Source organism: Candidatus Omnitrophota bacterium (assembly GCA_003598025.1).
Lineage (GTDB): Bacteria > Omnitrophota > Gorgyraeia > Gygaellales > Profunditerraquicolaceae > Profunditerraquicola.
The window spans coordinates 521607-533388 of the sequence record QZKH01000003.1 but is presented as its reverse complement, the minus strand read 5'-3'; the positions used below and the strand labels follow the sequence as shown (position 1 = coordinate 533388).

15 protein-coding genes and 1 riboswitch are annotated in these 11782 nt (G+C 38.6%); of the genes, 12 read left to right on the top strand and 3 right to left on the bottom strand.

Going from position 1 to position 11782, the window contains the following annotated elements; translation table 11 throughout:
- The first annotated feature begins 4 nt into the window (after positions 1 to 4).
- Genes C4533_05125 through C4533_05115 form a run of 3 tightly spaced genes read left to right on the top strand, consistent with a single transcriptional unit; the run spans position 5 to position 1930 of the window.
- Positions 5 to 1252, top strand: coding sequence for a hypothetical protein (locus tag C4533_05125; GenBank protein RJP29182.1), 1248 nt, complete (start codon positions 5 to 7; stop codon positions 1250 to 1252).
- A 20-nt stretch (positions 1253 to 1272) separates the two neighbouring features.
- A complete protein-coding gene (locus C4533_05120; GenBank protein ID RJP29181.1) occupies positions 1273 to 1512 on the top strand; it encodes a hypothetical protein in 240 nt (79 codons plus the stop codon).
- Between the two features lie 46 nt (positions 1513 to 1558).
- Complete coding sequence (locus C4533_05115) at positions 1559 to 1930, top strand: response regulator (GenBank protein ID RJP29180.1); 372 nt, start codon at positions 1559 to 1561, stop codon at positions 1928 to 1930.
- A 116-nt stretch (positions 1931 to 2046) separates the two neighbouring features.
- On the opposite strand, the gene C4533_05110 is transcribed toward C4533_05115, so the two are convergent.
- Together C4533_05110 and C4533_05105 are read right to left on the bottom strand one after the other, a co-directional pair.
- Complete coding sequence (locus C4533_05110; GenBank protein RJP29179.1) at positions 2047 to 2331, bottom strand: hypothetical protein; 285 nt, start codon at positions 2329 to 2331, stop codon at positions 2047 to 2049.
- 224 nt (positions 2332 to 2555) lie between these two features.
- On the bottom strand, positions 2556 to 3131 hold the full coding sequence (locus tag C4533_05105) for a response regulator (GenBank protein RJP29178.1): 576 nt from the start codon (positions 3129 to 3131) through the stop codon (positions 2556 to 2558).
- A gap of 87 nt (positions 3132 to 3218) precedes the next feature.
- Positions 3219 to 3312: riboswitch (cyclic di-GMP riboswitch) on the bottom strand.
- A gap of 131 nt (positions 3313 to 3443) precedes the next feature.
- Between C4533_05105 and C4533_05100 the strand changes: the two genes are divergently transcribed.
- The 6 genes from C4533_05100 to C4533_05075 all read left to right on the top strand — a co-directional run bounded on the left by C4533_05100 (position 3444) and on the right by C4533_05075 (position 8022).
- Positions 3444 to 3623 carry a hypothetical protein gene (locus C4533_05100; GenBank protein ID RJP29177.1) on the top strand — a complete coding sequence of 60 codons (180 nt, stop codon included), beginning with the start codon at positions 3444 to 3446 and terminating at the stop codon, positions 3621 to 3623.
- Between the two features lie 176 nt (positions 3624 to 3799).
- Positions 3800 to 4192 carry a hypothetical protein gene (locus tag C4533_05095; protein ID RJP29176.1) on the top strand — a complete coding sequence of 131 codons (393 nt, stop codon included), beginning with the start codon at positions 3800 to 3802 and terminating at the stop codon, positions 4190 to 4192.
- Between the two features lie 85 nt (positions 4193 to 4277).
- Positions 4278 to 4532, top strand: a complete 255-nt coding sequence (locus tag C4533_05090; protein ID RJP29175.1) for a hypothetical protein — start codon at positions 4278 to 4280, stop codon at positions 4530 to 4532.
- A gap of 42 nt (positions 4533 to 4574) precedes the next feature.
- Positions 4575 to 6452, top strand: a complete 1878-nt coding sequence (locus C4533_05085; GenBank protein RJP29174.1) for a hypothetical protein — start codon at positions 4575 to 4577, stop codon at positions 6450 to 6452.
- A 649-nt stretch (positions 6453 to 7101) separates the two neighbouring features.
- On the top strand, positions 7102 to 7311 hold the full coding sequence (locus C4533_05080; protein ID RJP29173.1) for an XRE family transcriptional regulator: 210 nt from the start codon (positions 7102 to 7104) through the stop codon (positions 7309 to 7311).
- 9 nt (positions 7312 to 7320) lie between these two features.
- Complete coding sequence (locus C4533_05075; protein RJP29172.1) at positions 7321 to 8022, top strand: TaqI family restriction endonuclease; 702 nt, start codon at positions 7321 to 7323, stop codon at positions 8020 to 8022.
- Here the strand turns inward: C4533_05075 and lexA are convergent.
- Positions 8019 to 9551: a transcriptional repressor LexA gene (gene lexA, locus C4533_05070; protein RJP29171.1), complete on the bottom strand. Its 1533-nt coding sequence runs from the start codon at positions 9549 to 9551 to the stop codon at positions 8019 to 8021. The genes C4533_05075 and lexA overlap by 4 nt on opposite strands.
- 278 nt (positions 9552 to 9829) lie before the next feature.
- Here lexA and C4533_05065 point away from each other — a divergent pair, with 278 nt between their 5' ends.
- The 3 genes from C4533_05065 (at position 9830) to C4533_05055 (ending at position 11759) form a co-directional block, all read left to right on the top strand.
- Positions 9830 to 10651 carry a hypothetical protein gene (locus C4533_05065; GenBank protein RJP29170.1) on the top strand — a complete coding sequence of 274 codons (822 nt, stop codon included), beginning with the start codon at positions 9830 to 9832 and terminating at the stop codon, positions 10649 to 10651.
- A 95-nt stretch (positions 10652 to 10746) separates the two neighbouring features.
- Positions 10747 to 10959, top strand: coding sequence for a KTSC domain-containing protein (locus C4533_05060; GenBank protein ID RJP29169.1), 213 nt, complete (start codon positions 10747 to 10749; stop codon positions 10957 to 10959).
- Positions 10960 to 10997: 38 nt separating this feature from the next.
- Positions 10998 to 11759 (top strand): hypothetical protein, encoded by a 762-nt coding sequence (locus C4533_05055; GenBank protein ID RJP29168.1) that lies wholly within the window; start codon positions 10998 to 11000, stop codon positions 11757 to 11759.
- Positions 11760 to 11782 lie beyond the last annotated feature (23 nt).

The window sequence follows — 11782 nt, the reverse complement described above, 5'->3', positions numbered from 1 at the left end:
TGTTATGATGATAATAACTGGCCTATCGCTGTTTTCCAGTGTCTCTAAAGGGGAGACAGACCAGGAGGCAATAAGCGCAGTGCAGCTTACTTCTATGGTGGTTGATACCTCAAGCGGAGTTAATCATTTACGGATGACCATTAAAGCTAAGAGGGCCGGTAATTTTGAAGGCATTGTGGATATCAATAAGGCAGCACAAAAATCCTTAGAGCATCTGTTTATCGCTTTAACCATGCACGATGATGCTTTTTGGGTTAATCTTAATCCTGACGAGCCGGACAGGATCATAAATGCGAGCTTGGCTGACACTGATTTAGGCAGGATTATGCTTAATGCCGATTACAGGCTGAAAGAGGATGTGGCCAATATCATAAATCCGCAATCCTCTCAAGTGGGCAGGGAATTTTGGCGCAGGTTATATCAAAAAGCAGAAGAACTAGGCGCCGCAGATAAGATACCTTTGGTTACAAGGCTCTGGATTGTACCCAATTTAGCCCAGGTTTATGAGAAACAAAACCAACTCTACATTACAAAAAGCAGCCTTAGAGTACAACTTGAACCGGCTTATATATCGCAGAGAATAACTTTTAAGAACAATAGAGAAAAAGAACTGCAAGATTTTACCTCAGAGCTTATGGAAGAATTAGTCTTACCACAGCTGAATAAGCGCATTAATGAAGCCTATGGCTACGCCGATTTAAGAGATGTGTATAACGCTTTAATCTTGGCCCATTGGTATAAGGGGAAGTTCGGTTCAGGCTATAATTCTCTCCTTCAAACGGTGAATTATAAAGTACTCGATGATACAGAAACCGATTATGCCTCAACTCCTAATGAGATTTACCAAAGCTACCTTAAATCCATTAAAGAAGGTCAGTATTCATTCAGCGAAACCGAAGCCTTCGGCAGTCCTTTTGGTATGATCATTACCACAAGGCATTATTTTAGTGGGGGAGTAGATTTAAGAGATATCCGGCTGACAGAAATTTCCAGCAGCCCTGCAGAAGAAACGAGCAAAGATAGTCTGTTATATACCTGTGATCTGCTTATGCCGAGAAATGTCGAAAGGCCTCTGCAATATGCAAAGAACGAGCTGAGCGTAACAAGTGGCGTTAATACTCGGGATAATCTGTCTACCATAATGCTTGCGCGGAGCCTTCCGGCAATTACTCCTGTTCGTTTCTCTGAGCAGAATATGCAGAGCTTAGCTGTTATAGATAAAACAGAGAGAGTGTTATTAAGTAAGCTTTAACCAGAAAAGGAGGCAGTAAAATGTACGGAGATTACAAAGTATTATCAATAGCGCCAAAGGTTTTTAAAACATTAGCTTGGATAGGTTTAGTATTAGGTGTGATCAGCGCCTTGATCATCTTTGCTGGTATGGCTACACCTGAAACACCGCGTTGGATGGGGTTGGTTACACTTATAGTGGGAGCAATTTATTTCTTTATATTCACCGTGGCTGCCGAGGTGGTAGACTTATTGTTGGATATGAATGCAAGGATAAAATAAAGAGAAGGGAGACAGATATAGCGTTTGAGCTAAAAGAGGTAATTAAATGAATAAGAAAACTAAGCTTTTAGTGGTTGATGACAATGAAGGCGTTCGAGAGTTCATGCGATTCCATTATGATGATCTTGGTTATGATGTATCAGTTGTCTCATCTGGAAGTCAGGCTCTTACGATGATAAAAGAAGGAGCTTTTAAAATCATGTTGCTTGACAGAAGGATGCCGGAAATGAATGGAATGGAGCTTTTGCAAAAAATACGGGAGTTCAATCAGGAATTAACAGTCATAATGATGAGCGCTGATCCATTTGATAAGGAAGTAGAACAGAAAACGAAAACCTTAAACATTTTCCACTATGTCAATAAACCCCCGGATATTAATGAACTTGATAAGTTAGTAAATAGAGCGGCGATCATATAGAATAAAACTCCCACCAGCCACGGAGGGAGACCGGTGCCAACATCCGGTAAAAGTCCCGGAGGATTAATCTCTTCCGGGACTGCTTTTTATATATGTTTTATCAAGCTATAATCAACTTAGAGATTGTAGAACTTTCTTAGTTCTTTGGCCGCAAGTGACGCCTTAAGAGAATTCTGAATGACTTTCGTAAAGGCTTCCTTACGCTTTTCCTCAGTATCCAAAATCCCATTCTGAAGATTCTCGAGCGCCAATAGTGCCCTGTGCAGATATCCGTTTACAGCGTGGTTAATACACCTTAGCGCTTCGCCTATACTGTTAGCCTCAGTTAGCCTTTCTATCTCGTCAAAAGTCTTCTTATCGGTATCGTCCAGTTTAATGTTATTGAAATCAATCTCTTCCATGGTTCACCTCTGGTTTTAAAAACCTGTCAAGATAATTTTTAATCTTTTTTTAAAAAATCAAAATGTGCGAAAGTGCTACATAACTCAAACTCGTTAAACATAGGCAATGTGCGTTTTCGCTCAAAAAGCGCTTTCTTTGTAGCATTTTCGCACATAGGCATTTTTGCTGTTTTTCCTCGAAATCAGTTTAAACCAAAAACCCATGTTATACTATATCAAAAGTTTTAAAGAGCCGGTTTTTTGATATAGAGTTTCTTCATCCAGCGGTCCAGGCACCAGCGCGTGATATTAAGATCCTTTGAGGTTTTCTCCACGTGCCAGTCATTGCGCCTTAATGCTTTAAAGATAATTTCTTTAGAGACCTGGTACAGAGCTCTTCTTAGGTCAAGGCCCTTTACTCTTACAGTGGTTATTTCAATGTCATCGATTGCGCGTTTAATAAATTCTTTTACTTTGTGAAAGTCGCATGGTTTTTGAAACACATGATAAGCGCCCAGGCGGATGAATTCATCTTGGTTGTATTCATCCATGTAAGCTGAAATGATAATAACATGGATATCGGGGAATTTCTTTTTGATGAGCTGGAGAACTTCTGCGCCGGTTAATTTAGGCATTTTGATATCTAAGAGCACTACGTCATAGTGTTTGCTTTTCTTGCTCAGGCAGGGGATTACCTGGGTGCTGTCAGGACAGATATCCACCTCAAGATCAACCTCTGTTGCATGCTCAAGGTTTTCCTTGGCATCCTGGGCAAGCGCCGTATCATCATCGACTATGAGTACTCCATACTTAGGTTTCATTAGAGCTCCTTCTGATACTAAAGACAAAAACGCCCCATTCTGCTTCTCTTTTCAGAAGAATGGGGCACAAAAGAAAAAAAGTTTAACTTCGGCAACTGACTGCCTTATCCCGGGTATCCCCCGGAAGTTAGGCTCTATAGCTTTGCGCCCCATTCTTTCGAATGGTTTGCTATTATCGACTTAAACCTTTTTCTGACTTATTTCTACTTAAAGTATACCATAAAATGTGCGGAATTACAACGTTATGTAGCAAAACCGCACATTGGTTAATATAAAGCAGAAGAAGAGGTTATGAAGGATTTGGCTAAATAAATGGAGAAATTAAATAATTATTTGGATTCATTGGTTAAGGGGCGCTTTTTTGGCTCTATCAAAATAAACTTTGAAGATGGAGTCCCGGTATTAATCAAAGAAGAGAAAGCCGTAGATGTTGCACCCTTTAAGGAAGAGATACGGAGAATCCGGAGGAAAGATTCATTTAACGCCGAGTAATTTATTATAAAAAGATTTCTGCATTTAAACTTGTTAGACTTGTTCCTAAAAAATCTTGACAATATCGAAGTATAGTGTATAATTTTTTAAGAAGCAGGATCTGACAATTCGGTAGTAATGTAAGACAGTCCTATTGAAGAACCAAGGGGCTGGTGTTTCTGAGGAAACTCTCAGGAATGCCAGCCCCTTTTTTGTTGCCTTTTACTATGACAGAAACTTTATTTCAGAATATTGGGGGCTACACAAAGATCTCTAATAATGTTTTGCGCGCTATTTACAGGTCGCCTTTCAATGGCACAGAGATCCGGGTTATTATTTTTGTAATCCGGATGACCAGCGGCTGGCATAAAGAAAACAAGCTTCTTAGTTACGGCTATATCGCAAAAGAGACAAATCTCAACAAGCGCAATGTCAGAAGAACGATCAATCTGCTTATTCAGTCCAAGGTCATTATCAAAAGCAAGGATGGCCGTAAAAACAGACTTGCTTTAAATCCGAATCACACAACCTGGCAGCTGTGGAAAACTCGTAATATCGAAGGGGCCAAATTACCCCCACATAAGGGGTGAATTAGCCCCTATTTTTGGGGGTCAACTAACCCCTGTAAAGCTTTTAAAGAAAATATTAAAGAAATAGTAGTAAAGAAATGAGGCTGTGAATTCTGTGGATAAGTCTGATAAGATAAAACAAAAAAAACATGCTGGAAAAGTGATTCGGTCTTTTAAGATTGAAATCTGTGACGCCAGCTCTGCTCCTGAACTGTATGTTAATCCAAGTAATCCCTATACGCAATTATCAGACGAAGACAGGATAAGAGATTTTAATGAAATCTTTGGATTGCTTTGGGCAGAGTCATGTCGGGAAACCAGCAGAGATATTTATGGAAATAAAAAAGATTGCAATGAATAGAATAAATGCTATAATGTTACCCAAACGAAAGTAGGGGAGGTTATGGCTGAAAAGATATCTTGGAGAAGAGTTACAACTGTTTATAGCTTTAAGGATGCAAAGGTTGTCCGTGTTTTTGGCATTGCCCGCGTTTCAACAGACAAGCAGGCGCAGAAGATAGGCGAATCATTAGATCATCAGAAAGAAGTCCTTAAGAATTGGGTGAAGTCTAAATCAAGTCTGCATGCGCCTCAAAAATGGGAGCTTATCGATATATTCGTAGAAAACGAAGGCCCGGACGGACAGAGAAAAGGGCGCACTGCAACAAAGCGTGAAGGCAGAAGAGGATTAGCTAAAGCCCTTGAACTTGCTAAATTAAGGCTTATTGATGTTGTTGTAGTAACAAAACTGGATCGTATAGCAAGAAACACAAGAGACTATATAGATATTTCAGCTGAATTTAACGAGAATGAGGTTGCGCTTGTCTGTCTAGATCTTGATATAGATACATCAACGCCTGACGGGCAGATGATTATGCGTAATCACGCTAATCTTGCCCAATGGCAAGCAGAACGGATATCGCAATATAGTTTAGAAACTGTTATAAGACATCTTAATCAGGGCCGGCCAATAGGTCCGCCACCATTAGGTTATCGAACAAATAAAGATATTAATGGTAAGACTACCTATGTGCCCGATCCTGTTTATAGAAAGCATGTTGAATTTATTGATCAATTATACCTGAGAGTGAAAAGTGCAGGTAAGGTTGTTGATATTTTGCACCAAAAAGGTTATAAATCTAAACATGGGAAAACATATTCAAAACCTCAAGTATCGCGTATTCTTCAGAATATTCGCTATATTGCAAAGCAGGAGCACAATGGTCAGATTTATACCGGGAACTGGGAACCCATAAGGAGTGAGGATGTTCATAAAACAATCCAAGCGGTCTTAAAAAGAAACAGAACAACCAATCACGGTCCCAATGGCTCAAATCGTAATTACGTTTACCTTACCAAAAGCCTGCTTAAATGTAGTAATTGCGGGTCGACCATGATTACAAGGCCGGCTACCGGTAAAGGCGGTAAATATTATCCCTATTATATGTGCATGAAAGCATTTAAGACTAATGGTATTGATTGTGGAGAAGTTAATCTTTTGGCTGCAGATGCTGTAGACGATGCAATCATCGAGGTGCTGCGGAATTTACATTTAGATCCGGAGAATATCGCCGAAATCGTAAAAAAAGCAAACCAGGCAACTGCATCAACAATAGGAATTTTGGAAGAAGATTTGGATAGAGTTCAGGCAAGCCTAAAAGATATTCGTACAAAAATTGCAAATTTAGTGGATATACTCACAGATAAAGGGCTGGCAGGAATCGATATGGTTAAGGAGAAACTAGGGACTTTAAATCAAGATGAGTCTGAGCTAGTTTTAGAAGAAAACAGACTGAAATCAGAAATTCAAGCAGAAAAGGTACAGGCCGGGACAGCTCATGACTACATTATGACATTACAGTTATTTGAAGATTTTTATATGATGAATAAAAATAATAGGGAGCGTATTCAGGCAATTTTACCAAGAATAATTAATTCGGTTATCTGCGAAATCGCTGACAAGAAAAAAGGGATTGGCAAGCTCAAGATCGGGTTATTCGGTCGTCCTTTTAGTAGAGGTCAAAATGCTGAAATATGGAATAAAACGTTACAAAAAATAGCCGATGAGTGTTATAATAATAAAGCTTTAGAAGAGATTAGTGGCAAGTTTGGAACAAAAGCTTATAAGAAAAGAGAAACTTCCTCGTGCGACGGGGTTCCGTTAGCCGGTTCAGGTAAAAAGTATTATAGCAATCTAGGTGTTCGCACAGGGGAACTTATGGGACCCCATTTAGAAATGGGGTCCTTGTATCCGATAGATCGAAAGCATTTTCGTCCCTGAGAAACTCCCGGCAGAAAGCCGGGCACTTGCCCATCCTTTTGGGCAAGGTGCATCCCGGGGTAAAGCCCTGAAACATCTCCTTATCCCCGCGCCCTGCAAACAAAATTTTCCCGGAAAGAACCTCAGCTGCTATATCTAAACTCTGCCCCGCCTCTTGCCGTTTTTGTTTTCTAATACCGGGGTAAAGCCGGCCTCTAAGGAAACAGCTTAAATGCACCGCGCCCTGGGGGGGCGCTCCCACATTGAGCGGGCAATGGCGCTCGCTGGGCCGCTCGCTTCGTGGTAATGCAGTGCGTGTTCGGCGTGGCTCGTCGCTACAACAATAAAAAAATCCAGGGTCGCGGCGTGCGTCCTCGCTTTAGCTCAATTTAGCCCTTAAAAACAAAATTTTTTTAGGAAGAAGCTCGGCCGCAGCGCCTGATACAAGCTAAAACTATACGGACGGCGCTTTGCCCCGCCTCTTGCGTTCAGTGCTTCAGAAAATGCTTGGGCGGGGCGCGGCCCCCACCCCGCGCCCCGCCTGGCGCTATCTTTTCAAAAAACTGGCGAAAATTTTAGGGGAGGGAACATTTTTTGTTTATAATAATGTTACTCGGATTCTGTAGACTTAAATATAACATAATTATATAATATTGTCAATAAAGGAAAGATGAATATGGCATTAATTCTAGAACAATTTGGTGCTAAGGTGCGTAAATATCGCCTCAAGAAGAATCTCTCCCAAGAGAAACTTGCGGAATTAGCCGATTTACACCGGACATATATTGGACAGATTGAATGCGGGAAAAGAAACGTTGCGCTTAAGAATATCGCTAAGCTTGCAAAAGCGCTTAATGTTTCTGTAAAAGAATTATTATAGTGAGAAAATATGGCTAAAATGGACAACGAGCAATTTGAAAAGTTTTTAGAGATTGTTGATTTGGGCAACTATCGTAAGAAATTCATGCCCATTAAAATAGTTGAAATGGATTTACCTAGAGAAATCCAGGCATTAGATTTGCTTTATAAGATATATTGGGATAAAAGAAAGGTTATCTCTTACGAGCAGTTCTATGAAGAATATAGGAAACTATACCGTAAGAATCTAGAATTGTTTCGTAATAAGACCCAAATGTGCAAAACCTGTTTTTATAAAGGTCTGCCTGCGAGGATTTACCGTACTTGGGCGAGTATTATTACTCAAATTCATGCTGGTTACGTAGCCGAAGCGGTTTTTGGAGAAAAATCTGTAGAGATGTCTTCAGAATTAGATCATCAAGGAGCTGACTTTAGAGTTACTTATAAAGGGAAAAAGTTGAATTACCAGGTTAAAAAAGAGACTTTTAGCAGAGAGGTAAGGGCGGAAAAGAAGCCCAAAAAGCAACTTTATGGAAAATTTATTAAAATCGTCTACAAAGTTCCAAATTTTGACATGCTTCTAGATCCTAATAAAAAGAAGGGTGGGTTTAAAAAGGCTTATAGTGAGTTTAAGGCTGATTGGTTAGATACAGGGAAGATCAAGATTCTAAAAAATGGTTTTACAGTTTTTACGCCAACAATTTTTGAAGAAGAGAAGGCGCTTTACGATTAGAATAATTTGAGGGTATCCTGCACTTCAATACTATCCAACCTTTTATTTGCAATCCTAATATACTCAGGATTAAGCTCAATTCCGATGTAAGCTAGTCCAAGTTGTTTAGCTGCTACGCATTCCGAGCCTACCCCGGCAAAAGGAGCCAATACTATGCCGCCATTCTTAGGTATCGATGACTTAATTAGCTTTCCCGAGAGCTCCAAAGGTTTTTGTGTTGGGTGTTTTATTATATCATGGTTAATATGTTTCTTAAGGGCATCTGGCTTAAAAACGTTATCACAGGTTTTGCATAAAAACCATCGTTCGGTCATGCCAGCGCCTCCGGCTAATGCAGGGATTTTAATAACATCTCTAGGCAACGCTCCCGCTTCATGCGCTTTATAAATAGTTTCTTTTCCATTTCGGCTAAATCGTCCTGCGGTTCCTGCCCTAACTTTGCCAGCCGCTCCATTTAAGAATCCTTCAGTATAAGGTTCTCGTACATCATCCCTATTGAAAACAGGATCATCTTTCCAGCAAGAGATAATTGCTTCATGGCTCCTTTGCCAGAATTGGAGAGAGGCCACGTTTTTATTAGTATAATGCCAAATTAGCCATCTCCGGTTTAGGGGAATCTCAACAGATAAATAAGCTAAGATTTCGCTGAATCCATAGATAAACATTGTAGCGCGGGGTTTCATTATTCTGGCGCATTCATTAATCCAAGTTTTACACCATGCAATATATTCTCCCAAATCTCTTTTATCTAGGTTATTGCCGAAATCTTTACCAATATTATAAGGAGGATCAGCAATAATAACATGACAGGATTCATCCGGAATCTTTCTAATCTCTTCAAGGGCATCCCCACAAATAATTTTGTTTAAGGGCAATTTATCATGTTTTTTGGGCTTATCTTTAATTGGAGGTGTAATAGTTAGGGGTTCGGAGGCAGTATTCTTTATAACATCAACTACTGCGCCTTGTATAACAAATTCGCTCTTCTTATCTATAATAATTGGCTCAAGGAATTTATTTGCAGGCTGAAGTCTAATATGTCCTCTTTCTTTATAGAATTTTTTTAGAGTCGCTTTATAATTATCAATAAGCGCAACTATCTTTTGTCCATTTTCAGCTACTGATTGTCTTCTTACTAAGATAATATCCCCTTCATTTATATTTTCATCTATCATGCTATTTCCAATTACTCGTAATGCAAAATATTCATCGTTAGAATTAATTTTGCTTTGGGGGATGGCGATGCTTTCTTTGTTTTCAATTACCTCAATGGGTTGCCCGGCCGCAATAGTACCAAGAATCGGAATTCGTATTAACTTTTGTTCCATTGAGACATCTATTGTTCTAGGATGGTTATTCATTTTGTCTAAATACCCCATCTCTTGTAATTGGCGTATATGGTAATGAATCGTGGCTACAGAAGATAATCGGAAATGTTTTTTTATTTCTTCTAGGGAGGGCGAATAGCGATGTTTATTTATATAGTCTTTCAGGAAGTCTAATATTTGTTTTTTGCGTTTTGTAAGCATATCTAGTCTCTACTTTCGATTCTTTTTCGATTGTACTACGAAATGTAAAAAAGGTCAAGAAAATTGTTTATCTACCTTTAATGTAATAGACGCAATAAATGGCAAAATCTAACATAAATTTCTAAGAAAAAAGCTTAATATTGCTTAGAATGGTAGTATAATAATTCCCAGCACAAAGAGGTGGGGAATGGGGGTTTGAATACTAAAACATAAGGCGATTCTCTAGAATAGGAGGTTGCCTTAATTTATATTAAGATTAATTTTAAGAAGGGGCCAATATGAAATACATAATGGTAACAAATTGGCGGGGTCATTGGGATCAGCTACCAGATAACAGAGCGTTTTTTACTAAATCAATGTTCCGTCACCCTATGAATGAGGGGAAATTAGTAGCCAATACCAATACGGTATTTATAAAAAGAAATCGTGAAACTCGAAAGATAGAAGGCTGTTGGGAAGGTAGGGTTTCTGATTTTAGCCCAGCGCGTTACAAAGACTTAGATGCTATTTCCTTTCGAGTAGCAATAACTGATCGGCTTGATTGTCCTTCAGAATATCTAGATTATAGTGAAGGTTGGTATTGTGAAGATGGCCCACAACCCGAGAGCTCTTCATGGCTGCATGCCCGATCTTCAAGAAAAAAGAAACAAGCCGAAAATAAGAATTATTGGGATGGAATAAAAAAAGACTTTGGAATAAGCAAGCGTGTATTTGGGAAAAATATTAACTTTGTTAAAAGCCAATTTAGAAGAGAAATTATTTTTAGAGACGTTGAACAAGCCTATTTTTTAGCCAGAAATGATTTTAATAAACCAGCTGTAATTTTGGCTGGTGGAGTGATAGAGGAATTGCTAAGATTATTCCTAGATAATAAAAATGAAAATGTGAAGAATAAAAGATTTGAAGAACTAATTGAAATATGTCAAAAAAAAGGTTTTTTAAAAGAAGAGATCAGTAATTTGGCTTCAGCAATTAGACGATTTAGAAACTCGGTACATTTAGCTGCAGAAAAGAGTAAAAAATACACTATTTCTAAGGCTACTGCTTCTGCAACCGTGGCTTTAATTTTTACAATAGTAAATGATTTTCAAAAGGAATAATTAATACATAGATATTTCTAATTCTTAAAAAGTAGAAATAGTTTCATGGCAGCAGTTCTCATAGAGGAAAAACATATCAAAAAGGAGAAAGAAAGGTGGATATGATTTCTGTTAATTCCTCAACTTTAGCTTCTATAGGATATGATTCTGATAGTGCAATCTTGCAAATAGAGTTTAAAGACGGTTCACTTTATGAGTATTTTAACGTACCCCAACATATCTACGATGCGCTGTGTTCCGCTAATTCAAAGGGCAGTTATGCCAGCAGAAATATTTATAAGGTTTATAGACAAAATAGGATTTGTTAGCAGCCGAGTTTGTTTCATAGGTTATTCAAAGGCTTAAAATGTCAAAATACTATTCTGGAAGAAGAACGCGGAATCTATTTGATCCGCTTAATAAATTACCATTCAAGATAAGCCGTTCTAAAATCGAGCTATTTATTAACTGTCCACGCTGTTTTTATCTTGATAGAAGACTAGGAGTGGGGCAGCCTCCAGGATTTCCCTTTGCTTTGAATTCTGCGGTGGATAAATTACTTAAGAAAGAATTCGATTTGCATAGAAGTAAACAAACGCCCCACCCCCTTATGCAAACCTATGGAATAAAGGCTGTTCCTTTTCAACATGAAAAGTTAAATCTCTGGCGAGATGCTCTTCGTGGCGGAATAGAATATTTACATCCGCAAACTAATCTTTTGCTTTCAGGAGCCGTGGATGATGTCTGGGCCGGATCAGAAGGCCAACTTTTTATCGTAGATTATAAGAGCACGTCCAAAGAGGAAGAGGTAAACTTAGATGCAGATTGGCAGGTATCTTATAAAAGACAAATGGAAATATATCAGTGGTTATTCAGGAAAAACGATTTTAATGTTTCTTCTACCGGTTACTTTGTATATTGTAATGGAAATACCAACAAGGAAAGTTTTGATGCAAAGCTTGAGTTTAACATTAAAATTATTTCTTATGAAGGAAATAGCTCTTGGATTGATCCTGTAATAGTTGAAATGCATAAATGCCTGATGAACCCTAAGGTGCCTGGACATAGCAAAGACTGTGATTATTGTTTATATAGCAAAGCGATAAAAGAAACAGAAGGTTATTGTTAAAAACTAAGAAATTGGCAGTTAAA

Excerpts from the sequence above, each read along its gene's own strand:
- C4533_05125 (RJP29182.1), top strand. The coding sequence starts at position 5 with ATGATGATAATAACTGGCCTATCGCTGTTTTCCAGTGTCTCTAAAGGG.
- C4533_05120 (RJP29181.1), top strand. The coding sequence starts at position 1,273 with ATGTACGGAGATTACAAAGTATTATCAATAGCGCCAAAGGTTTTTAAA.
- C4533_05115 (RJP29180.1), top strand. The coding sequence starts at position 1,559 with ATGAATAAGAAAACTAAGCTTTTAGTGGTTGATGACAATGAAGGCGTT.
- C4533_05110 (RJP29179.1), bottom strand. The coding sequence starts at position 2,331 with ATGGAAGAGATTGATTTCAATAACATTAAACTGGACGATACCGATAAG.
- C4533_05105 (RJP29178.1), bottom strand. The coding sequence starts at position 3,131 with ATGAAACCTAAGTATGGAGTACTCATAGTCGATGATGATACGGCGCTT.
- C4533_05100 (RJP29177.1), top strand. The coding sequence starts at position 3,444 with ATGGAGAAATTAAATAATTATTTGGATTCATTGGTTAAGGGGCGCTTT.
- C4533_05095 (RJP29176.1), top strand. The coding sequence starts at position 3,800 with ATGCCAGCCCCTTTTTTGTTGCCTTTTACTATGACAGAAACTTTATTT.
- C4533_05085 (RJP29174.1), top strand. The coding sequence starts at position 4,575 with ATGGCTGAAAAGATATCTTGGAGAAGAGTTACAACTGTTTATAGCTTT.
- C4533_05080 (RJP29173.1), top strand. The coding sequence starts at position 7,102 with ATGAATATGGCATTAATTCTAGAACAATTTGGTGCTAAGGTGCGTAAA.
- C4533_05075 (RJP29172.1), top strand. The coding sequence starts at position 7,321 with ATGGCTAAAATGGACAACGAGCAATTTGAAAAGTTTTTAGAGATTGTT.
- lexA (RJP29171.1), bottom strand. The coding sequence starts at position 9,551 with ATGCTTACAAAACGCAAAAAACAAATATTAGACTTCCTGAAAGACTAT.
- C4533_05065 (RJP29170.1), top strand. The coding sequence starts at position 9,830 with ATGAAATACATAATGGTAACAAATTGGCGGGGTCATTGGGATCAGCTA.
- C4533_05055 (RJP29168.1), top strand. The coding sequence starts at position 10,998 with ATGTCAAAATACTATTCTGGAAGAAGAACGCGGAATCTATTTGATCCG.